Source organism: Corynebacterium sp. HMSC077D03 (assembly GCF_001808545.1).
GTDB classification, from domain to species: Bacteria; Actinomycetota; Actinomycetes; order Mycobacteriales; family Mycobacteriaceae; genus Corynebacterium; species Corynebacterium simulans.
In genome coordinates this window covers 53188-74826 of sequence record NZ_KV793686.1, presented here as the reverse complement: position 1 = coordinate 74826, position 21639 = coordinate 53188, and the positions used below count along the sequence as shown (strand labels likewise).

The following is a 21639-nucleotide window of genomic DNA, read 5'->3' as shown; positions in this document are numbered from 1 at the left end:
TGCGGCCTATGCCTTCGGAGCTGGGTACACGGTGAACTCACCCGGCAGCATGGTGCGGCCGGTGGATACCTCCCAGCTGTCATTGTTGGCCCAGCCCTCAAAGCCCAGCAGCTTTTCACCCGCGGAATAATCTACGTAGCGCATCTCGCCGGACTCTGGCAGGCCGGTGGTGCCGGTGGAGGTGTAGCGCGCATGGCCGCGCTCGTCCTCACTATATGTAACTCCCTCGAATTCCACGGTGCCGCGATCTGGCGTGGCGCCGGCGCCCTTGCGGGAGGTCCACCAGGTGAGATTGAGCTGGCCTTCATCGACCTCGACTCCCAGCCAGGAGGAGTTATCTCCACCGTCGAGCAGGTACTCGTACCAGTAATAAGGGCCCTCATTTAAGGTCAGGGTGCCGCGGACGACGTAGTCGGTGGCGCCGTAACGGATGATTGCACCCGGACCAAGATTTTCTGGATTGAACTCGTTTTGGCCTTTGGCCTCGGCGAAGTAATCCTTGGAGAAGGTATCGCCCGTCTCCTGCGTGCTAGCCGCCTTGGCTTGGCGCGATTTAAAGAACATGTAGATAGCCGCGATTAACAAAACCACGGCGAGCAGAAAGAAAATCTTGTTCATGACTGGCCCTTTATTTTTGCTTAGCTTAGGTCTGTAGCAGTCACCTTAGCCCACGCCTTGGACGTCCGATAGTCCTACGCATTAAGCTGGGGAATTGTCGTTTTCAATTCGATGGATTTTAGGTCGGCGTATGAACGAAAAAGAGCTTATTTCTATTGCGAGCGATGCTGCAGCAGAACTCATTGACGCCGAGTCCTATCCCTTCGTCGAAGGCTGGCGAGCCTGGCGGGTGCGCGGAAAGTGGTTCATGCTGGCCACCACCATGCCTGCGAATAAGCCCTTCGGTGGAAAGAAAGCCATCATTCTCAAAGCTCCGCCGGAGGATGTCACCGCTTTGCAGGCTGGTTATGCCGACATCGGCCCTGCGTATCACATGAATAAGCGGCACTGGTACACCGTGTATCCCGGGGATTCAATAAACCCCAAGTTAGTTCGGGAGCTCGTCCAGGAATCCTATGCCGCGGTGGTGCAAAAGCTGCCTAAGGCGCAGCGCCCTGCCGGGTGGCAAGAGGCAGTGCGTTAAGGAAGTATAAGACGCAATGGATAAATCTAATGGCCGGTTCCCACGCTTTGTCTATGAAAAGGGCACAGAGCCCGATCCGCGTTTCAGCATGGCCAACGAGCGCACGTTCTTGGCATGGATTCGTACCTCGCTCGCTTTCATCGCAGGCGGCGTTGCACTGCAGGCTTTCGACCTCCCGATTCACGGCACGCTGACCCTCATCATCTCCGTGATCATGCTGGTGGTCGCCATCGTCTTGCCGGCGGTGGCGTGGACGCATTGGGCGGCGTCGGAAAGCGCGATGCGTGAACAAAAGCCCCTGCCGCCGAATGTCGCGATGCCTCTGCTCGTGTTGGTGGTGCTGCTTATTGGCGTGCTGATCCTGGTAGGTCAGCTCGTGGGCGCGGGGGCATAAATGTATGACCCAGGGCTGCAGCCGGAGCGCACCCGGCTGTCGTGGCAGCGCAGCCTTTTGGCGTTCGTGCTGGTGGTTCTGGTGGTTTTGCGCAGTGAGCTGCCGTGGAACATTGCGGAGCTCATCGCCTTCGTGGGCGGCGCGGGTGCCTGCGCTTGGCTGGGTTGGCGGGTGCGCCGCCGTAACGCGCTTTACGACGCCGCCCTTCACACCGGCGGCGCCCTCCCCGGTGCCGCGGCGCTGGCGGGCCTAGCCGTGGCCGTGATGTTGCTGGCAGTGCTGGCTCTGGTGGGCCTTGGTGGGGGTAACCGCGTTTAAAAACCGATTTTTTCTTTGGTTCAAAGTTGTATGGTGTTCGCAAACGTGGGTATTGCATGGTTCACATTTTGCTTATCCCCGCGTGCTAGAAGGTTTGGCAAGGAGAACTGAATGACGACCCCGCAAACACATGAATCAACAGCACACGTAGAAGGCGAAGAAGATCACGGCGTCGACAAGCGCGAATGGCGCCGCATGCTTATAGGCGTGTTCCTAGGCTTGGCGCTGGCCGCCCTGGTGTGGTTTATTTTTCCGTCGAATGCGGTGGATACCGTGCTGCAATCCTCGGGCGCGGACCCGGAGGAAACCTATACTTATGGCGCGATTCGCGCGGTTGCGGCGGTGACCATCCTGATGGGCGTGTGGTGGATGACCGAAGCAATTCCGCTGGCAGCTACGGCGCTTTTGCCTTTGGTTATCTTTCCGCTGGCCGGCGTGGGCACCATTAAGGAAGTTGGCTCGCCTTATGCTTCGGCGACGATCTTCTTGTTTATGGGCGGCTTCCTCATTGCGCTCGCGTTGCAGCGTTGGAACTTGCACCGCCGCATGGCCCTGGCGGTGGTGAAGGTGGTTGGCACCTCGCCAAAGCGCATTGTGCTGGGCTTTATGCTGGCAACCGGCTTTTTGTCCATGTGGGTCTCAAATACGGCGACCGCGGTAGTCATGCTGCCTATCGGTACCTCCGTGCTGGCACTGACCGCAGACACCGTGGGCGGCATGGCCAAGCAGAAGAAGTTTGCAACGGCGCTGATGCTGGGCATTGCGTATTCCGCGTCCATTGGCTCCCTGGGCACGCTGATCGGTACTCCGCCGAACGCTCTGTTGGCCGGATATATGAAGGAATCTCACGACATCGTCCTCGGCTTTGGCAAGTGGATGATCGTGGGAATGCCGCTGGCAGTTATCTTCCTGTTTATCGCATGGCTGTTGTTGGTGACCATCTTCAAGCCGGAGATGGACCGTATTCCTGGTGGTAAGGAGCTCATCGACAAGGAAATCGCGGCTCTTGGTCCGTGGACTGCTCCGCAGATTCTCACCGGCATCATCTTCCTAGGCGCAGCTATCGCCTGGGTGGCCGTTCCTTTCTTGGTTGGCGAGGACTCCAACTACGACGATGCCATCGTCGGTATTGCTGCCGGCCTGCTGCTATTCGCTATCCCTGCCGACGCCAAGACCGGCGTGCGCCTGCTGGACTGGAAGACCGCGAATGAGATGCCGTGGGACGTCCTGCTTCTCTTTGGTGGCGGCCTGTCTCTGTCCGCGATGTTTAACAACTCGGGCCTATCTCTGTGGATCGGCGAGATGGCTAAGGGACTCGGCGGCCTGCCCACGGTGCTGCTCATCGCAGCAGTTGCGCTGCTGGTTCTTTTCCTGACCGAGATCACCTCCAACACCGCAACGGCGGCGACCTTCCTGCCCATCATGGGCGGCGTAGCGGTTGGCATTGGCTTGACCGAGGGCGGCGAGATCAACATTCTGCTGCTGACCATTCCAGTGGCGCTCGCGGCAACCTGCGCGTTCATGCTGCCGGTGGCAACCCCGCCGAATGCCATCGCATACGGTTCGGGTTACGTGAAGATTGGCGACATGATCAAGGGCGGCGTCGGCCTCAACCTCATTGGCTGCGTGCTTATTACTCTCACGGTCTACCTGCTGGCCGTGCCGGTCTTTGGGCTGGTGCTTTAAAGGCTGGTGTTTAAGTGCAGTTATCGACAGGTTAACAACGCGTAAAAACGTGTGTTGGCCTGGCGATTTGCCGCCTTTAAAGAACGGCACTATAGTTAATCCACGTTGCAGCGAGAGATTGCACAGCAATCAAACGCAGTAGTGGTTAGCGCCCGTAGCTCAACGGATAGAGCATCTGACTACGGATCAGAAGGTTGGGGGTTCGAATCCCTCCGGGCGCACAGCACAAACCCGCTGGTTAAACGGTTAAAACACCGATTGGCCAGCGGGTTCTTTCGTGTTTTCACGCCCCCAAAGTAGTCCCAAGTAACCCCAGGTAAACCAGGGTGGGTGCAAACGCGCTGCAAACACCCTGCAAACGGATTGCAAACACGCTTCCGCCCCCAAGGACGTAAAAACGCCGTTCAAAAACGCACTCGTGTGTGCTTTATAACGGCGTTCTAAACATTTTGGCGCTCGCTGATAATCATGTCCGCACCTCTCGCTAAAATGAAACGTGCCCGCTTCTTCATGGGGAGAATCGTTCCACGCATTCGGGCACCTTTTGAGAGAGTTAGGGGAAGGCCCCACCATCCACGGGTATGGATGGTGGGGCCTTGCTCGTCCCAACGCCTACTGGACTAGGCGCAGATGCCGCACTCCCTTGTCCTTATCCCCCTGGGCGCGCCGGGCTTGCTTCGACGCGATGCGTGCTCGCTCGGCCTGGATGTGCTTCTCGATGGCCTCCGGGACGCGGTCGAGGTTCTCGTGCCAGAGGTGGCCGTAGTAGCGCACGGTCGTGGCCGGGTCGGCGTGGCCACACATGAGCTGGGCCTCGTAGAGGGTCGCGCCGCCCGCGATGGCCATGGAGACGGCTGTGTGGCGTAGCTCGTAGGTTTTGAGGTCCCCGTCGAGGCCTGCGCGTAGGAGCAGGGTGGCCCAGATGGAGCGCCACCTAGCCACCGTCCAGACGTGGCCGTACTCGTCCGGCAGGAGCCACGCGTCTCCGGGCTTTCCCTCGGCGTGCTCGGCAAGGGTAAGCGTCATCAACTGGGAGATGGGGACGTCGCGGTGCTGCTCGGTCTTTGTTGTGTCGATGTGGCCCAGGTCGTCTACGTCGCGGCGAATCATCAGCCGCTTGCGCGTGACGTCGAGGTCCTTCACCTTGAGGCCTTTGGCCTCGCCCGGTCGCAGGCCCGTGTGCAGGAGCACCTCCAGGAGCAAGTGGACGGCTGGCTCCTTGGCGGCCCACAGGAGCGAGTCCTGCTCTTCGATGGTGAGGTAGCGACGCTCCGCTTTGTCGATGTGGGGCTTGGGCATGCCGTCGAGCGGGTTGGAGTTAATTACTTTGAGCTTTACCGCGCGGTCGAGCAGGCTCTTCATCATGTCGGCGACCTTCTTCCGGCTCGAGCCTCCCAAGGGCTTCGGGGCGCCGCCCTCCGGCACGCCTTTCATGGTCGAAGGGCCGGCTACCCAAGCGACTACCTGGTGCTCCTGTATCTCGCTAACCTCCTTCTATCCCCACACCGGCTCGATATGGGTATTTCACTTGGAGATGTAGTCCTTGTAGGACTTCTCGGAGATGTTGCGTTTGGAGTCGAGCCACGGTTGCCATATCTCGGCCAGCGTGACGTCTTTCTTACTCGCGGCGATGAGCGTCCCGTCGCCCTTCTTCACTTTGACTGGGGCTTCGAAGAGCTCCGCCTCCTCGAGGGTCGCGAACGTCTCGGATGTGCGCGCCCCCTCGAGGTCGAGATATTGGACGATCTAGCGCTTGCCCACGCCGTTACGCTTCGTGGGCGTTTTCTTCGTGACTTTCTTACCCGTCACCGGGTCCGTGAACTTCTCCGTCTTAAACCAGAGATCGCGGGGTGCCATTGGTAGACTTCTTCCTTGCCAGGGCGAACGAAACCCCGCGGGGCGGAGTTCACCTGGTGATTGGATCCTCTTCCTCCGGATAGTTTGGCGACAGATGGGGGAAGGGGATTTTTTATGATGCAAGTTGTCCCGCTAGTTTCTGTGCGTGGGGCTTGGCTTCGTTTTGATTGAGGATTTCAACGCCCAGGTCGCTGCAGAAGGTTCGGAACTTCTTGAAGTTGATGCGTTGGGCTTCGGAATGGGGAGGTTGGACGAAGGCGGCTATGGGAACGCTTTCGCTAAGTTCGATGGAACCTTGAGCAGTTTCAAGGATCCCGCCGGTAGTCCGTAATTTGTCGAGCTTGAGTGTCCACGCCTCGATGTGGGTGAGGGTGGATTCGCTGCCTGTCGATTGAAAATTGAATGCTTGGTTGAGCTCCAGGACGTGTTCGTCGTCGACGACAGCAAGGTTGAGCTCCAGATCGTGGCGGGCAACCTTGGCATCTGGGCTGATTCGGGTGGCCTCGTCGAGCAGCGGGATTGAACGATAGGTGTCTTGGACGGCTCTCTTGAGCTGGGTTACGGTCACTCCTCGGTTGCTTGACGTGGGTTCGCCTACCAGTACTCGGAAGAGCCTGTTGACGGCATAGTCGATGGTGGGCGCATCCATTGATTTCACTGGGTCGATGCGTAGGAAGTTAAGCCAGTGATGGCTCGCGAAGTTGAGATATGACGACACTGTATGTGCACCATCGATTTCGAGAGGAGTCTTGCGGCTGTCATAGCTCCGGAGTTCCCTCTTGAGTTGGCGGATCGCCACTCGTGCAACGTCTGCATCGCTGCGGTCGGGGAAAGCCTTGCTATCGTCGCGGAACTCGTACGCGGCCTTGCCCGTCCGTGGATCGACAACGACGACCCCGACACCGATGGTGGTGATCCCCATCGGGCGCGGAACGACTCTAATCGTCCAGTAGTCATAGCGCATGATGCTCAGCGTTCCTTTGTCTTTTGCTTGAGGTCTTCGAGTAGCCCGCGTGTGTAGTCCTTCCTCGACAGCACATAGTCAACGAGCTTGTCCGTGTTGGCTTTGTCGATTCTCCATTCTATGGGCATTTCGTTGGAAATCTCCTTTTTCAATGAGTTGTCCAGGCGATTGAGGGACTCGATAGCCTTGTCCCATCCTGATGTTGGCATTGCTTCTCGGATGAGTGGGATGGGGGTTCGTCCGACCAGTGTTTCAAGTGGCGCGAACTGCCATGGCCTGGGGTGTGAGTCGAACCAGAATCCGTGATCAATGGACCATAAGGAGTGGTCGTCGGCCGAGTCGCTGAGAAATTGGAGATCCTGCTGGACGTTGCATAGTGCCCAGAGCGCGACCAGCTTAGGGACGTGGTTGAAGTTCGCGTCATCTGTCACGAAAGGAATTGTTTGTGGGTCTTGGTGTAGGAATCCGGTGTGGAGATTGAGCGAGCCAAAAAGCGGAAGCGCTGGGAGACGGTACCCTTGCGTCGAGCTGCCGATGTATTTCCCGACAAGGGAGTCTGGGACATAGATAATCTTCCATGGTCGGATATGCGCGTCGATTCGCCTTCCGATGACGCTGGCTGCGACTTCGTTTATAGTGGATTCGATACCATGGTCATTGTTGAAGCGCTTGCACCAGTACTCGTTGCCGTCCGAGGCTGAGCAGAGAAATGGCCGTGTGCCGGTGTCATTGGCGACCTCTCCTATTACTTCGACGTAAACGCGCTCTTTCTCGCTCCGGCGAGCGTCGAGGGAGACGATGTTCTTGTTCAAGCGATTCTCCGTTTCAGTTGGTCGTCCCGCCAGACTGGGCGAGGCGAAGGGTTATGTCGAGATCGGTGCTGTCGTTGGGGCCCTTCCTTTCGCGGGTCGCCAAACTCGTCGAGAGGGAGGGATTTATTATTTTTAGCTGCCAGAAACGTCTACGTAGGTGAGGTTTCCGTAGTTCTCTTGGGGCTCGGCAAAGCCGAAGGCATACGGTTTCATATCGGATGGAACTTCATATACCCAGGTCATTGTCTTTTCAAAGCCAGGGTTCAGGCTCTCATTGCATTCGGGATTATCCAGCACGCGGTAAAGCGAATCAATTGGGTCGTATGCCTGCTCGTCTTTGTTGAAGAGAGTGGCCTGTAAGCCGAAACCACAGGTAAGGTCCATCGATTTCTTGCTGGTGTTTTTCACCGTGGTCTCAACGGATATGTACTTCGCGCCCTGGTTCTCGGGGGTAAGAATCTCGTTTGGCATTGTGCCGCGCTTGTAGTTGTCGGCGTAGACCTCAAGAGAATCAGACTCGGTGACCTTTTGCAGGGTGACAGTTGCACCAGGAGCGTCGATTGCTTCGCCCATCTTGTGGAGCTCTCCGGTGCTGCTTTCCTGTTCTACGGCGGAGTCAGAGAGAGTTTGCTCATAGGAATCGGTTGTTCCGCAAGCAGTAAGTAGCGATGCGGTTAGCAGTGCGGTGGTGATGAGGAGGCGGTGCGAGGTCATGGGTTTCCTTTCTGGAGATAAGAGAAGTTAGTAGATAGCACAGCTCATGGTCATCACGCGCCCGGCTTCGAGCAGCCGCATCCACACCTCGAGCAGGTGTGGCGTGGCGCCGAGCTCCGCGGCGATGGCTGAGGGGGCGCCGTCGCAATCGGCCGCGATCTTCTCAATGCGGTCGCCATCAACGAGGCGCTGCGCGGCCCACTCATCGGCGAGGCGTTCGGCGCGTGGCGACGAGCAGCTGTCACCGTGGGCTGCGTGGCCAAGCTCATGGGCGATGGCGCATGCGCTATATCGAGCGTCGAGCCTGCCGGTTTCTACCAGCTCGACGCCCTGCTCATCGAGCAGCGCATGTAGACGATCTTCAATAAAGCTCATGGGGAACTCCTTAGGTTAAGGCTGGTTTTCTTCGAGGGGTTCGGTGGTTTCTTGAGCGGCCACTGGCTCTAGGCCGGCATTGATGCGCTCGACGAGCTGGTCCCGATCGTGCAATGAGCTTACCGACGCCCTGGGCGCAGCATCGGTGCTTTCGAGCAGTTGGCTTTCTGCATCATTCATTCGGCGTAGGAATTCTTCCGCGAGCTGGCGGGGTGATGCATCGGTGAGGTTTACACCGCCGATGTGAACCTCGCGGAGATCGGCTTCGTTCTGTGAGATTAGCTCGGCTTCGACGAGGGCTTGTAGAACGTTTAGATCGAATGCTCGCGCAAATTTCACAACAAACTCGGGGTCAGCTTTCGCTCCGTTCTTCCAGCGTGTAAAAGCACTCTGATTGAACCCAGCTTTTTGTGCGGCATCGCGCATTGTCATATTTCCGATGACGGGGGCGATGTATTTCCACCAACGTGTTTCGCTCACACCAACAGCATATTTGCGCATACGCAAACGTACAACCCGTTGGGGCAAGAAAAACAAACTTGCGCACATGCAAATAACGTTGCAATTTGGTTTGCGCAAGAGCAAATCAGGTCTGTGAAACAGCAAACAAGGGGGTTGTATGACTTCCATTCACACGGTTCGAGTTCGCAAAGAATGGCTCGAGGTGGCCGTGCAAGCCGAAGGAAACAAGGTGGAGCTTGCCAAGAAACTCGACTGCAACCCATCGACGATTAGCCGGCAGCTCAATGACAAAGCAGAAGCCGGGCCGATATTAATTGGCGCGATTCTTGACAAGGTTCTAGTGCTCTTCGAAGAAACATTCATCGTTTCCGAAGACGAGCTTCGTCCGCGCCGCACACGAGAGTCCACCGCTGCCTAGGCGCGCCGGGTCGTCGGCAAGTAATGCCCGCGCCCAGGGGAAGGGGCACGGGCAACAACACAGAAAGGAGGAAACATGAGATACGTCGACGCTGCATCTATGTATTCTCGGCAACGGCCTGAATTTATGGCAAGAGAACTTGGTCCGGACTACCTACAAGAGAGTTCAGGAGCCCTAGATGAATTCATCGAAATACTCGATGGTTTTACCGACAACGAGCTCTGCGTTCGCCATCCGACCGTCCATGCCCTATTGGGCATAGCTAGTGGGAATTTTGTCCAACCATTCGGGTACATCGAACTCGACTCTCCAACGGATGTCTACGCCGTCGTTCGATTGGGAATTGGTGAGGCCTTTGGTGCAGAAGCTGACGATTTCCAGTTCCTTATCGTCTCGGATGATAGCCGAGAATTGGTCACATATTCGCACGCTGTGCCGGTCGATCAGGCCGGACGAAAAATAAAAGTCCATGTCAACGATGCGCCAAGTAAGGGTATGTCCGCGCCGATGTCGGTCGATGCGTGCCAACTCATGGATCTACCAGAGTGCGCTGCCGGTGTGCCCTCCCGTCGAGTGGTAGGGCTGCGTGGCTTCGATTGCAAGGCGCGTCCTCTCCCGCAGGCCCTTGGTATTGGCCTTTTGAGCGAAATCATCAGCGGTGGCGTTGATCGGGTAGTAGATGCGCCGAGCGTTGCGCGGAGGATCGAGCTGGGTGTCGTGAACGACGAGCTCGTACATCAGCCCGTCGAGGGCCGAGCGCAAGAGATACAGCCATTCACCAAACATCACGGAGAGATTGTCTGGGAATGGGCAGGGTGCATGCAGATAGACGGTGTGCTGTTGTCCGTGCTGTTCGATCCGGCGCTCGATCGGATTGGATTTTATATGTTCGGCGGCAGCTTGCCACATTTCATTTCGTATTACGCAGGCTCGTTCTACTCGGGCAAGGAGCAACCGCAAATTTCTATCCATAGCCCCCAGTCTATGGGGACGACGCAGCAGTATCTGCGGCGTTGACATCAACATCAAAACAAAAGGAAGCCTGCGATGTGCCGCACCGGCCCAGTCACGGGCGTTAACACCAGCCACTTCCGTTGCGGGTCGACCTCACCATTTGCGATTTGCAGCCGCAGGGGCCGTGCAGAGAACCTGGTGCCGTGCGAAGGGCTCGCGAGGCGCGGAAGCTGCTGCGAGAGAGGCCGCGGCGTACGATGAGACCGGAACCGCTTTACGAGACCTCATTTTTAGGTGCTTAGCTTCATGACCAGTAAAAAGTTTGCCTTCGCCACGGGAACTAGAAAGGTGAGCGTGAATAACAACAAACTCGTGCCCTGCTTGGTAGCGGGCGCAATCCTCGGCGTGGTGCTGTGGGTTGCCTCGGGAATGCTGGTGCTTTTCCCGATTGGGCTCGCGCTGGGCCTTCTGGGACTTCCCATCCTTGCGGTGAGCAGGGATGAATCGAAGTCCCGCAAGCGGCGCGACGATACGTTCCGTGACTAGACGGGGCGGGGCGCCTAGACGGGCCTAGAAGACTAGACGGGGCTAGAAAATCTCGATTCGCCCGCCCAAAGACTCCGACTGACGCAGCTGCGCCACCCAGTTCGGGCCACCCGGGTGCAGGCGCAGTACCGGCCGCGAGGAAATCTTGACCGGGGAGACCGATTCCTTGCGGGCGCCGGAGCGTGCCTCAATGCGGGTGCGGGCGCGGAAGCCATTCTCCGCGAGTTCAGCAACAGAGGGCTGCTCAGCGGCGAGAGAGTCGCGCGCGGCCTGCAGGAGCTGCAGTGCTTCATCGAGGGCGTCGACAAGCGCGGGTGCGTTGGGCTCGCACATCTGCCGCACCAGCTCCGGGGTGGTACCGGCCACGCGGGTGCCGTCCTTGAAAGAGCTCGAGGCCAGTGATTGCGCGAGGATGCCGCCGTTGTCGCCCACCACAGCGAGGGTTTCAGCGAAGACGTGCGGCAGGTGAGAAATGCGCGCCACCGCGGCATCGTGATTTGCCACGCGCACGGGGACGGCCTCGGCGTGCACCATCTGCGTCATACGCACCACATCGGAGAAGGTCTCAATCCACTTCTTCGGGATGCGCTCCCCGCGGGCCTCGCACTCGGCGGCGTAGTCATAGGTAATTGCCCATGCTGCACGCTTAAAGAGCTTGGTCTGCGAGTGGTCCCAGCCTGAGTTTTGAGTGCCGGCCATCGGGTGGCCGCCCACGTAGCGCGATTCCATGCCGCGCTCCAAGAAGAGATCACGCACCTCAGTCTTCACGGAAACTACGTCCGTGATGCCACAGTTCGGCGCGTGCTGTTGAATCTCGTCCAAGACCGAAGCGACCGCTTTCATCGGGGTAGCGATGACGATTAGTGCATTGTCTGCCTCCGCGCGGGTCAAAATTGCCTGCAGGTCATCGGTGACGTCATAGCCCGCTTTGATGGCGCTGCGGGCACCGGAAGTCGAGTGATTATAGCCATATACTGCGTGTTTGCTTGCCACGAGATCGCGCAGCAGGGAACCGCCAATAAGGCCTAGGCCGATGATGCATACGGGTCGTTGAACGTCTTGAGAACTCACGGTGACAATTCTGGCACAACACGACTAATCTCACGAGGTATGAGTGATGACAACATCTCCTTCGCAGTTACCGTTGCCCGCAATGAGGGGCAATGGGTGGTTCGGGAGTTTAATGACGACTTCGAGGACATCAACACCTCCATCAGCGCGGTGCGCGCGCTGCGCTCCGAGGGCGCGGCCTTCGCGCTGCTGTGCGTAGAGGATGAATACTTCGTTGTCGTACGCCCAGTGCCGGGAGATGTGCGCATGCTGATCTCTGACGCCACATATGCCGACGAGGATGATTTTGCCGCAGACTTCTTAGAGCTGCGCGACCTTGACTTCCCCGAAATCGATGACGACGACGAGGATCCAGATCCTTATGGCGACGGCGACTTCGATATCTTTGCTGATCTTGGGCTCAGTGAAGATCAGTTGGGCTACATCATCGACAATGACGAAGATTGGCCCTCCGATATGCTCCTGCGCATCGCGGGCGATTTAGGCTTCGGTGACGAGCTCGAAGAGATCATTGCTTAAATCCCAAGGCTTGGCCAGCGCCGAGGCGCGCATGCGCCGCGCGCTCGAGGTGGCACGCCAGACACCCGCGGGAGACATCCCGGTAGGAGCGGTGCTTTACGACGCCGCCGGCAACGAGCTTTCCACCGGCGTCAACCGCCGGGAGCAGCGCGGCGATCCCACCGCACATGCGGAAGTGGAGGCGATTCGCGCGGCCGTCGCCAAGCATGGCGATGGCTGGCGCTTAGAAGGCTGCGAACTTGTGGTCACCCTTGAGCCGTGCGCGATGTGTGCCGGGGCTATCCAGGGGGCCCGCGTGGCTTCCGTGGTCTTTGGTGCTTTCGAACCGAAGACGGGCGCGTGTGGCTCGCTTGTCGATGTCCTGCGTGCCCCCGGTGCCCTGCACGTGCCCGAAGTGCGCGCCGGAGTTTGCGAGGAAGAATGCGCCGGACTGCTCACCGGCTTCTTCGGCGAGCTGCGCTGACATTGCGTAGGATGGGGTCACCGCAAACAAAAAGGAGAAATAACATGGGTGATTTCGAAAACAAGAAGGACGACCTAGTAGGTAAGGCAAAGGAAGCTGCGGGAAACGCAACCGACAACGAGGATCTTGCTAACGAGGGCAAGGCAGACCAGGTTACTTCCCAGGCTAAGGACAAAGTCTCTGACGCTGTCGAGGGCGTAAAGGACAAGGCCAACGAGGTTATTGGCGGCCTGAAGGACAAGTAAATCCGGCGGGATTTTGTGCCGCGCGCTTCAACACGTAACCTAGACCACGGTGGCGTGTCCGAGCGGCCGAAGGTGTTCGCCTCGAAAGCGAATGTTGGGTAACCCCCAACCGCGGGTTCAAATCCCGCCGCCACCGCCATAGCGAAAGCCGTGGGGCAAGTAATTGCTCCACGGCTTTTCTTGTTTTAGCTGCCAGCGGCTGGCCGCTAGACTGGGCGAAGTTAATCAACGAGACAGAAGGTAACTCCTGTGGCAAAACTCTTGTACCGTCTTGGGCGCTGGTCCTTCCTCAACAGGTGGAAAGTGATCATCGCGTGGCTTGTGATCTTTGTGGCCGCTGTGGGCGCCACGATTGCCTTGATGAAGCCCATGACTTCGGAGTACTCCATCAAGGGCACGCCGGCGATTGACGCTACCCACCGCGCCGCCGAGCTTTTCCCGGAAAGCGGCAACCTGGCCAGCGCGCCTTCTGTGAACCTGGTTTTCCAAGCACCCGAGGGGCAGAAGCTTTCTGACCCGCAAAATAAGGAAGCGATGCAGCAGGTGGTCGATCAGATCACCAACGAGCTCGGCATCAAGGACCAGCAACGCTGGGGCAACCCGCTCGACGTATCGCCGGCTTTGCAGCAGCAAGTTATCGAACAATTCACCTCGATGGGCCTGCCGGAAGAGACCGCTCGCAAGGATGCGGATAACCTCGCGATGGTTAATGAGGACGAGACCATCGCCTATACCACCTTCAACTTCGATGCGGAAAGCTCCTACACCGTTGAGCAAGAAGACAAGGACGTCGTCACCGCGGCGATGGAGCTGGGCCGCGAGAAGGGGCTAACGGTCGAGGCTGGCGGCGCGGGCTTTGGCGATGAGATTAAGGTCAACTCCACCTCGGAGATCATCGGCCTGGGCGTGGCCTTCCTCGTCCTTATCTTTACCTTCGGCTCCTTGGTTTCGGCGGGCATGCCGCTGATCTCGGCCGTCGTGGGCGTGGGCCTGGGCGCGCTCGGCGTCATGATTGCCACGCACTGGATTGAGCTCAATAACTTGACCCCGGTCCTGGCCATCATGATTGGCCTGGCCGTGGGCATCGACTATGCGCTGTTTATCATGTCGCGCTACCGCCAGGAGCGCTCGCGGATGGATGGGCCCGAAGCCGCCGGCATGGCGGTGGGCACGGCAGGTTCCTCCGTGGTCTTCGCCGGCGCCACGGTCTTCGTGGCGCTCTTCGCCCTCATCGTGGCCAAGATTGGCTTCCTCACCGCCATGGGCTTGGCTGCCGCGGGCACCGTGTTCATGGCGGTGCTCGTCGCGCTGACCCTGGTGCCGGCGCTGCTTGGCCTGGCCGGCGATAAAGCCTTTGCCGGTCGAATCCCCGGCATCGCCGGCAACCCGAATAGGAAGGGCAATCGCCGTAAGGGCGCCACCATGGGCAACCGCTGGGTGCGTGCGGTGCAGAAGGCCCCGGGCCTGGTCATGGCCGTGGTCGTGTTGGGTCTTGGCGCGTTGAGCGCCCCGGTGTTGGACATGGAGCTCGCGCTGCCGGCGGATACCAGCTCGAATCCGGATACCACCCAGCGCAAGTCCGCGGACCTGCTGGCCGAAGGCTTCGGCGCAGGCGTCAATGGTCCATTCCTGGTCATCGTCAACGGTGAGGAAGCCAACCCGGATGCGCCAGCCCTCCAGCCGCTGATCCAGGGTCAAGAAGGCGAAGACCAACAAAAGAAGGCAACTTTCGCCTCCTTCATGTACGCGACCCAGCAACTTAACCAGGTCGGCGGCGTGAAGCACGCACAGATCGTTGGCCTCAACTCTGATCAGACCGCGGCACAGATCATGGTCGCACCGACCACAGGCCCGACGGATCCCACGACCGTCGGCACGGCGTCGGCTCTGCGTGCAGAGAACGAGCGCTTGGGCGAGGTCACCGGCGCGGAAATCGGCATGACTGGCCTGACCGCCGTGCAGCTGGATATTACTGAGCGCTTGGAGGCTGCCATGCTGCCTTACCTCGCCATCGTGGTGGGCTTGGCCATCCTGTTGCTCTTCCTAGTCTTCCGCTCGGTCTTGGTCCCCGTGGTGGCTGGCTTGGGCTTCCTGCTCTCAGTGGGCGCGGCCTTCGGCCTTACGGTTCTGGTGTGGCAGGACGGCCTCTTCGGCCTGGTTCCGGCGCCTGGTCCGCTGATTTCCTTCATGCCTATCTTCCTGATCGGCGTGACTTTCGGCTTGGCCATGGATTATCAGGTCTTCCTGGTTACCCGCATGCGCGAGCACATCGCGCGTTATCCACGCGGCAATGGCACCAAGTACAACGCCGTGGATGAGGCCACCATCGCGGGCTTTACCGAAGGCGCGCGTGTGGTCACGGCCGCAGCCATCATTATGATTTCGGTCTTCGTGGCGTTTATTAACCAGCCGCTGCCGTTTATCCAGATCTTCGGTTTCGCCCTTGCCGCAGGCGTGCTTTTCGACGCCTTCCTTGTGCGCATGTCCCTCGTCCCCGCCACGATGTTCCTATTGGGCCGCGCGACCTGGTGGCTGCCAAAGTGGATGGATAAGGTCATGCCTTCCCTCGACATCGAAGGCACAGCTCTGGAAGAAGAGTGGGAGCGTGAGCATGGCGGCGCATCTGCGGATACGACGCAACACGTAAACTAGCCTCTATGATCGAGCAACAGCCGCCTTTTCCTGCACCCAAGCTAGAGACTGACCTGAGCTTCGACGTGCGCACGCGCCTCGACCAGGCTGGTCCTGGCAAGCATGGTCGCAGCGGCACCATTCATACACCGCACGGGGATATTCAGACCCCAGCCTTTATCCCCGTGGCCACCAAGGCCACGGTTAAGACCCTGACCCCGGAGCAGATCCGCCAGACGGGCGCGCAGGCTATCTTGTCCAACGCTTATCACCTTTATCTGCAGCCGGGCCACGACATCGTGGATGAGGCTGGCGGCGTCGCGACCTTTGAAAACTGGCATGGCCCCACCTACACGGACTCCGGCGGATTCCAGGTGATGTCGCTTGGCGTGGGATTCAAGAAGGTCCTGGCCATGGACACGGCCAACCTGACCGAAAAGGACATCCGCGCGGCCAAGAAGGAGCGTATGGCGCAGGTCGACGAGGATGGCGTGGACTTTAAGTCTGTTATCGATGGCTCGAAGCACCGCTTTACCCCGGAGGTCTCCATGCAGATTCAGCATGGTTTGGGTGCTGACATCATGTTCGCCTTTGATGAGCTGACCACCCTCATCGATAGCCGTGCCTATCAGGAGGAATCCGTCGCGCGAACGCACCGCTGGGCGCAGCGCTGCCTCGACGAGCACCACCGCCTGACCGAGGAGCGTGGCCCGCAGAAGCCGCGCCAGTCCCTATGGGGCGTCGTCCAGGGCGCGCAGTACGAGGACCTGCGCCGCCAAGCCACCCGCGGTCTGGTGGAGCTTTCCCAGGCTGCCGAGGCGGACGGCAAGCGCGGTTTCGGCGGCTTTGGTATCGGCGGCGCGCTGGAGAAGGAGAACCTGGGCACCATCGTGGGCTGGGTCTGCGACGAGCTTCCTGAGGATAAACCGCGTCACCTGCTGGGCATTTCCGAGCCCGATGATTTGTTTACCGCGATCGAGGCTGGTGCCGACACCTTCGACTGCGTTGCGCCGACCCGCCTGGGCCGCCGCGGCGGCGTGTACACGCTCGATGGCCGCTTGAACCTCAAGGGTGCGCGCTTCAAGCGCGACTTCACGGGCATCGACGAGGAGTTCGGCGGCTACGTCTCGGAGAACTATTCCCGCGCGTACATCCACCACCTGCTCAAGGCCAACGAATTCCTGGCCGGCACGCTGTGCACCATGCACAACCTTACCTTCATGATCCGCTTGGTGGACAACATCCGCGCCTCCATCGACGGCGGCTACTACGAGGCCTACCGCGACGAGTTCATGGGCCGCTACTACGCCGGCAAGTAAGCTACCTCCCTGCGCCCGCCGTCTCTTTTCCGCAAATACCCAGGGCTGGAACTGCAGACCTCCTGTTCGGCTTTTCTCGCGCTTGCCGACGCCGCCCTTTTCACCAGGAAGCTGCAGTTCCAGCCCTGGGTTTCTAGGGCTGGGTTTCTAGGGCTGAGTATTTGTGGGTTAGTTGCTGGGAACGTAGTCTTCGCGGGATTTAACCCACTTGATGACGATGGTGGTTAGCGGCAGCATGACCACCTCGATGAGGGTTTTCCACACGAAGCCGACCACTACGTAATTGAGAAAGCCGCTGAATGTGGAAATGCCGATGACTGGTGCGGCGATGATGCAGAACAACACAGTATCGCCGAGCTCGCCCACGACGGTTGAGGCGACCAAACGGCCGATGAGTCCACGTTCACCGGACTTTGCCTTCATGCGGGTCAGCGTGAAGGAATTGAGCAGCTGGCCCACTAAGTAGCCTGCCAAGGAAGCGGCGAGGATCTGCGGCACAAGGCCCAAGGTAGCGGCGAAGGCCTCTTGGCCTTCGTAGAAATCCGCCGCTGGCAGCCAAATCGCGATATAGAAGCACACCGCGGCCAGAATCGCCATGACGAATCCGATGTAGACCGCCCGCCGCGTGGACTTGAAGCCATAGCATTCGGACAGGACGTCGCCTGCGATATAAGCCAGCGGGAATAAGAAGAAGGCGCCGTCGGTGATGAGCGGACCGAGCTGGACGCCCTTTGTGGCATTGATGTTGGAAATGAGGAACGTAACGACGAACACCGTAACCAGCCACGGGTACAGCGTGGACTGTACCGGGATGAATCGGATGCTCTCGCCACTGGAAGTGGTTGCGGTTGCCGATTTTTCTGTCATGGGCAGTTATCTTGCCATGCCGTCTTATGGCGTTGTCTTATGGCGCTGTCTTATGGCCTGAGAAAACAGAAATGCTCACACATCTTAGGGGAGACTGGGGAATGATCCTCAAGGTAGATCCAGCGAGATATGTGCAGCTGAATCCGGCATTATCGATGTGGCGCTGGGGTAGTGGAGGGTAAATCCCAAGGAAGAGGCGAAATGAGGCCTTAAGTATGGCATTCTTTTGCTTGCAACACTTGTGCCTATTTTGTTCCCTTTGGTTTCCCTGGCCGCTCTCTTGGCTGGGGGAGCGCTATTTGAGAAAAGGTCATTAGTTATGACATTTGGTTCGCCTGGCTCATCGCCCCAGTTTGGTGGTCCGCGCCCCGGAGCGGGTAGCGGCCCCAACAACGGCCCTAACAATGCAGCCGGCCCGAGGTTCGGATTCCCAAGTTCCCCTAGCTTCGGTTCGCCGAATCAACCAGGAGGAAGCGCGCCGTCGTTTGGCGCAGCTGGCCCCGCACAAGGTGGCGGCCAGGGTTTTGGCGCACCAGGCGGGCAGCCCAGCGCGCCGCGCAGCTCGCGCCCTGCCACCCCAGCCGCACCCACCAAGGGGCCGTGGCCTTTGCTCATCGCCGCTGGTGTGGCCGCTATTTTCTCCTTAATCGCGGTAATCGCCGCGCCATTGGCCTCCACTGCAACCCAAGGCCTTTTCTTTGGCTTGGCCATCGCGGGATGGGTGCTTGCCGGCATCGTCGCCTTTGTGCTCCTTGGCCTATACACCCTGCAAAATACTCGGCGCCAAGCGGAAAGCTTCTACATTGAGGATACGCGCCAGACGCTGGTCTACCGCCTCGTCATGATCGGCGGCTTCTTGCTTGTGATCGCTTCCGCAGTGGAGATCGCCTTCTACGTAGGAAAGGTGATGGGCGCCTAATGCGAAAACTAAATCGTCTCCTCGCTCTCAGCAGCACTGCACTGTTGTGCGGTTTCGCAGGTTCCTTGGGAGCTTCCGCGCAAGATGCGCCAGCGCCTGAGCAAGCACCAGCGCCCGAGGCGGCCCCGCCGGCAGAACAAGCCCCACCAGAACAAGCTCCACAGGATAAAGCACCGCAGGCCTCCGAGAGCAGCCTCTCTGAGGCCTCGCAGAAAAACCTAGCGGACTTTAGTTCGTGTATCGCGGATAAGAAATCCGCGGACCTGTTGTTCGTGCTCGACCAGTCGCAGTCCCTCATCGGTTACGAAGGCGAACCAGCCACCGATGGCTCCCACTTCCGTGTTGATGCCACCAAGGACATCGTCAATCAGCTGGCCAGCCTAGGCAAGGACGCCGGCGCGGATATCAATGTCAAGCTTGCCGGATTCGGTTCAGGCTATTACTCCGAGGCCGGCGAGTACGGCGGCTGGACCAATGTTTCCGGAAACGCCGGCGCCTTGGACAAGGAGATTGACGCTTTCCGCAACAAGGAGCGCACCTCCGATCTAGAAACCGACTACGGTTTGGCCTACTCGGGCGCGCTCAAGGAATTCGGCGATCATGATGGCAGCGATTGCCGCGCCATTGTCTTTTTCACCGACGGCGCCTACGTGGGCGTTGAGACCGGCAAGGACAACGCAGCAGCCCGCAACATTTTGTGCACCCCGGATTCCACGGTGTCCGCATTCCGCCAGTCCAATATCCGCCTCTTCAACGTCGGTCTCGTACCGGCGCGCGATGCGAAGGAGCAGACGGAGCTTCTCACCGACCTGGCTGAAGGCGAGGGCTGTGGCCAAGGCGAACCCAACGGCGCCTTCTTCAACGGCGGTGAGGATCCCGCCGCACTGTTTGCAGCTTTCCGTAACCTCATTCCTACCTCCGGTGGCTTGAGCAAGGAAGGCACTTTCACCGAGCAATTCGATTTCTTCCTGGATAATTCGGTCGACCCAGTCCGCCTGTCCGCGGTTCCGAAGACCAGCGTAGAAGAAGGCAAGATCATTCCGACCCTCACCGGTCCTGATGGGCAAACGGTAGAGCTGAAGCCGGATACCAAGAAGGTCGCCGGCGCTGACGTGGAGATCACCACCAATGACCGACTGCCGGGCATGGTCGACGTCGCAATGAAGAAGGGCGGCGAAGGCTGGGCCGGCAAGTGGACCTTTGGCTACAAGCTGGAGGGCGGCGCCGAGGGCGAGTACCAGGCATCCATGGTGATGATTCCGGGTCTGAACCTCAACCTGCAGCGCGAAAACGGTGAGAAGCTAAGCGGCGGCATCAACTCCGACCAAGTTATTAAGGCACAGCTTGTCGACGGCGGCGGTGAGCCGCGCAAGCTCGAAGGCCAAGGCACGCTGCGCGCGGAGTTCGTCCCCGAAGAGGGCGAGCCAGTAACGCTTCTCGAAAACGCCCCGATCGTGGACGGCAACGCGGTGGATATCCCGTTGGACAAGGTCGAAAACGTTGCCGCGGGCAAGCTGGTGACCAGCGTGGACATCACCACGAAGGGCGTCGATAATCAGCCGGGCTCCAAGCTCAACCCCATCAAGAGTGAAACCCCGCTGACGATTACCCCGGTCAACATGCCCTCCGTCGGCTCGGCACAGGTGGTGTCGATGACGGAAAAGGAAGTCACCGTTGATGTTCCGGTAACTGGTCCGGGCAAGGTGTGGCTGGCGGAGCAAAGCTTCGGCGCTGACGAGGCCACGCTGCCGAAGGGCGTGGATGCGCTCAAGGTTACGTCCAAGCACGATTCCGCGGATAACGCGCTCGAGCTTGGTGAGGGCGAAGAGGCGACGCTGCCGATCACCCTTTCTGCAGAGAACATGGAAGACGGCGCTTTGGCGCTCAAGCCAACGCTGAGCTTGCAGTCTGCGGAAGATAATCAGGAAGCGCAGCTGCCGCTGCAGCTGAAGGGCTCGATGACCACGCCTTTGAGCAAGAGTGCCTTCGGCCTGGCATTCGTGCTGGCGGTCCTTTTGGGCCTTTTGATTCCGCTGGCGGTTCTTTACTTCATGAAGTGGTTCTCCGGCCGCATCCCTGAGTCCCCGCGCATGTTCGCGAAGACGATTCCGGTCAAGAAGGAAGGCACGAGCCTCATCCGCACGGATACCGGCAAGCCGTTTGCGGTCTCCAAGGAGGAGTTCCAGGGCGCAGTGCCTGTCGACGCCGCGCCGCGCCGGGCAAATCTGGGCCTGTACGAGGCAAAGGTAAAGATGGGCCTTAGCCCATTTACTGCGGCCCATGTGGAAGTTGAAAGGGATGGCTCCATCTCCGGCAAGGGCAAGCAATCCGGTGGCCGCGCCATCTTGCCGCTGGCAGTTCAGAACAACTGGTTCTTCGTGGGCAACGCGAATGACAAGGAGCGCGGCGAGATCGTTTTGACGGTCGACACGATGGCACATGCCGAAAAGTATGACGAGCTTTCCGAGGAGATCAACCGCTCCGCACCGGTGCTCTTCGAGCAGGTGCAGTTCCCCGCGCCGAAGGAGCCTAAGGCTCCGAAGGGCCCGAAGGGAGAGCAAGGCGCACAAGGTGCACAGGCACCGCAGAACGCGCCGGGTGCTAACGCTCCAGTGCAGCAGTTCCCGGGGCAGCCGGGCCAGGTGCAGCAGCCGGGCCAGCCAGGTCAGCAGCGTGGCTTCGGTCAGCCAGGTGGCCAAGGTGGCTTCGGTCAACCAGGTAGCCAGGGCGGCTTTGGTCAACCAGGTAGCCAGGGCGGTTTCGGCCAGCCGGACAACGGGCCGCGCCAGAACCCGCAGCAAGGTGGATTCGGTCAGCAAGGCGGCTTCGGCCAGCCGGGCAACGGGCCGCGCGGCAACAACGGTGGATGGCCGCAGGGGCCTTCCTTCGGAAACAACTAGTCCGAACCAGAACGCAAGCAGAACGCACAAGTTGAACACTTAAAGAGACATCCCGAAAGGTTTT

24 protein-coding genes and 2 tRNA genes are annotated in these 21639 nt (G+C 59.3%); 16 read left to right on the top strand and 10 right to left on the bottom strand.

The features are described 5' to 3' along the window. Positions 1-6: 6 nt before the first annotated feature. Entirely contained in the window at positions 7-618 is a 612-nt protein-coding gene (locus HMPREF2888_RS04125; protein WP_062042711.1) for a DUF4178 domain-containing protein, read from the bottom strand. Between the two features lie 130 nt (positions 619-748). Here HMPREF2888_RS04125 and HMPREF2888_RS04120 point away from each other — a divergent pair, with 130 nt between their 5' ends. The 5 genes from HMPREF2888_RS04120 to HMPREF2888_RS04100 all read left to right on the top strand — a co-directional run bounded on the left by HMPREF2888_RS04120 (position 749) and on the right by HMPREF2888_RS04100 (position 3760). Then, on the top strand, positions 749-1141 hold the full coding sequence (locus HMPREF2888_RS04120; protein ID WP_062042708.1) for an MmcQ/YjbR family DNA-binding protein: 393 nt from the start codon (positions 749-751) through the stop codon (positions 1139-1141). Positions 1142-1157: 16 nt separating this feature from the next. Then, positions 1158-1535 carry a YidH family protein gene (locus HMPREF2888_RS04115; protein ID WP_062042705.1) on the top strand — a complete coding sequence of 126 codons (378 nt, stop codon included), beginning with the start codon at positions 1158-1160 and terminating at the stop codon, positions 1533-1535. Then, positions 1536-1853 carry a DUF202 domain-containing protein gene (locus tag HMPREF2888_RS04110; RefSeq protein WP_062042702.1) on the top strand — a complete coding sequence of 106 codons (318 nt, stop codon included), beginning with the start codon at positions 1536-1538 and terminating at the stop codon, positions 1851-1853. It begins immediately after the preceding gene. A 111-nt stretch (positions 1854-1964) separates the two neighbouring features. Continuing rightward, positions 1965-3539 carry an SLC13 family permease gene (locus HMPREF2888_RS04105; RefSeq protein WP_062042699.1) on the top strand — a complete coding sequence of 525 codons (1575 nt, stop codon included), beginning with the start codon at positions 1965-1967 and terminating at the stop codon, positions 3537-3539. Between the two features lie 148 nt (positions 3540-3687). After that, positions 3688-3760, top strand: a tRNA-Arg gene (locus HMPREF2888_RS04100). A gap of 391 nt (positions 3761-4151) precedes the next feature. Here HMPREF2888_RS04100 and HMPREF2888_RS04095 read toward each other — a convergent pair. The 7 genes from HMPREF2888_RS04095 to HMPREF2888_RS04070 form a co-directional block, all read right to left on the bottom strand. Next, on the bottom strand, positions 4152-4904 hold the full coding sequence (locus HMPREF2888_RS04095) for a tyrosine-type recombinase/integrase (RefSeq protein WP_235597002.1): 753 nt from the start codon (positions 4902-4904) through the stop codon (positions 4152-4154). A 159-nt stretch (positions 4905-5063) separates the two neighbouring features. Next, positions 5064-5195: a hypothetical protein gene (locus HMPREF2888_RS13180; protein WP_256365587.1), complete on the bottom strand. Its 132-nt coding sequence runs from the start codon at positions 5193-5195 to the stop codon at positions 5064-5066. A gap of 313 nt (positions 5196-5508) precedes the next feature. After that, positions 5509-6360, bottom strand: coding sequence for a DUF3037 domain-containing protein (locus HMPREF2888_RS04090; RefSeq protein WP_062042694.1), 852 nt, complete (start codon positions 6358-6360; stop codon positions 5509-5511). 5 nt (positions 6361-6365) lie between these two features. Further along, on the bottom strand, positions 6366-7172 hold the full coding sequence (locus HMPREF2888_RS04085) for a HipA family kinase (RefSeq protein WP_070518307.1): 807 nt from the start codon (positions 7170-7172) through the stop codon (positions 6366-6368). Between the two features lie 132 nt (positions 7173-7304). Then, positions 7305-7886: a DUF4352 domain-containing protein gene (locus HMPREF2888_RS04080; RefSeq protein ID WP_062042688.1), complete on the bottom strand. Its 582-nt coding sequence runs from the start codon at positions 7884-7886 to the stop codon at positions 7305-7307. Positions 7887-7913: 27 nt separating this feature from the next. Beyond that, complete coding sequence (locus HMPREF2888_RS04075; RefSeq protein ID WP_062042685.1) at positions 7914-8261, bottom strand: ImmA/IrrE family metallo-endopeptidase; 348 nt, start codon at positions 8259-8261, stop codon at positions 7914-7916. 15 nt (positions 8262-8276) lie between these two features. After that, entirely contained in the window at positions 8277-8741 is a 465-nt protein-coding gene (locus tag HMPREF2888_RS04070; RefSeq protein WP_141744819.1) for a helix-turn-helix domain-containing protein, read from the bottom strand. 139 nt (positions 8742-8880) lie between these two features. On the opposite strand from HMPREF2888_RS04070, the gene HMPREF2888_RS04065 reads away from it, so the two are divergent. From HMPREF2888_RS04065 to HMPREF2888_RS04055, 3 genes are all read left to right on the top strand, one after another. Further along, a complete protein-coding gene (locus HMPREF2888_RS04065) occupies positions 8881-9141 on the top strand; it encodes a hypothetical protein (RefSeq protein WP_062042680.1) in 261 nt (86 codons plus the stop codon). 75 nt (positions 9142-9216) lie between these two features. After that, a complete protein-coding gene (locus HMPREF2888_RS04060) occupies positions 9217-10158 on the top strand; it encodes a hypothetical protein (RefSeq protein WP_070518303.1) in 942 nt (313 codons plus the stop codon). 291 nt (positions 10159-10449) lie between these two features. Beyond that, positions 10450-10641, top strand: a complete 192-nt coding sequence (locus HMPREF2888_RS04055; protein WP_235590976.1) for a hypothetical protein — start codon at positions 10450-10452, stop codon at positions 10639-10641. 42 nt (positions 10642-10683) lie between these two features. Here HMPREF2888_RS04055 and HMPREF2888_RS04050 read toward each other — a convergent pair whose 3' ends face one another. Beyond that, complete coding sequence (locus HMPREF2888_RS04050) at positions 10684-11712, bottom strand: prephenate dehydrogenase (protein ID WP_062042670.1); 1029 nt, start codon at positions 11710-11712, stop codon at positions 10684-10686. A gap of 39 nt (positions 11713-11751) precedes the next feature. Between HMPREF2888_RS04050 and HMPREF2888_RS04045 the strand changes: the two genes are divergently transcribed. From HMPREF2888_RS04045 to tgt, 6 genes are all read left to right on the top strand, one after another. Next, the gene (locus HMPREF2888_RS04045; RefSeq protein WP_062042667.1) at positions 11752-12231 is read left to right on the top strand and encodes a tRNA adenosine deaminase-associated protein; all 480 of its coding nucleotides are present in this window, start codon (positions 11752-11754) and stop codon (positions 12229-12231) included. A 31-nt stretch (positions 12232-12262) separates the two neighbouring features. Next, entirely contained in the window at positions 12263-12694 is a 432-nt protein-coding gene (locus HMPREF2888_RS04040; protein WP_046645837.1) for a nucleoside deaminase, read from the top strand. Positions 12695-12738: 44 nt separating this feature from the next. After that, positions 12739-12939 (top strand): CsbD family protein, encoded by a 201-nt coding sequence (locus tag HMPREF2888_RS04035; protein ID WP_061920058.1) that lies wholly within the window; start codon positions 12739-12741, stop codon positions 12937-12939. 48 nt (positions 12940-12987) lie between these two features. Then, positions 12988-13078, top strand: a tRNA-Ser gene (locus tag HMPREF2888_RS04030). Between the two features lie 110 nt (positions 13079-13188). Continuing rightward, the gene (locus HMPREF2888_RS04025) at positions 13189-15591 is read left to right on the top strand and encodes an MMPL family transporter (protein ID WP_061920060.1); all 2403 of its coding nucleotides are present in this window, start codon (positions 13189-13191) and stop codon (positions 15589-15591) included. Positions 15592-15596: 5 nt separating this feature from the next. Next, positions 15597-16889, top strand: coding sequence for a tRNA guanosine(34) transglycosylase Tgt (gene tgt, locus HMPREF2888_RS04020; protein ID WP_061920062.1), 1293 nt, complete (start codon positions 15597-15599; stop codon positions 16887-16889). Between the two features lie 168 nt (positions 16890-17057). Here tgt and HMPREF2888_RS04015 read toward each other — a convergent pair whose 3' ends face one another. After that, positions 17058-17756, bottom strand: a complete 699-nt coding sequence (locus tag HMPREF2888_RS04015) for a queuosine precursor transporter (RefSeq protein WP_061920064.1) — start codon at positions 17754-17756, stop codon at positions 17058-17060. Between the two features lie 319 nt (positions 17757-18075). On the opposite strand from HMPREF2888_RS04015, the gene HMPREF2888_RS13080 reads away from it, so the two are divergent. Beyond that, positions 18076-18675 carry a hypothetical protein gene (locus HMPREF2888_RS13080; RefSeq protein ID WP_235590977.1) on the top strand — a complete coding sequence of 200 codons (600 nt, stop codon included), beginning with the start codon at positions 18076-18078 and terminating at the stop codon, positions 18673-18675. Beyond that, positions 18675-21575: a vWA domain-containing protein gene (locus HMPREF2888_RS04005; RefSeq protein WP_070518302.1), complete on the top strand. Its 2901-nt coding sequence runs from the start codon at positions 18675-18677 to the stop codon at positions 21573-21575. The genes HMPREF2888_RS13080 and HMPREF2888_RS04005 overlap by 1 nt, the downstream gene beginning before the upstream one ends. Positions 21576-21639 lie beyond the last annotated feature (64 nt).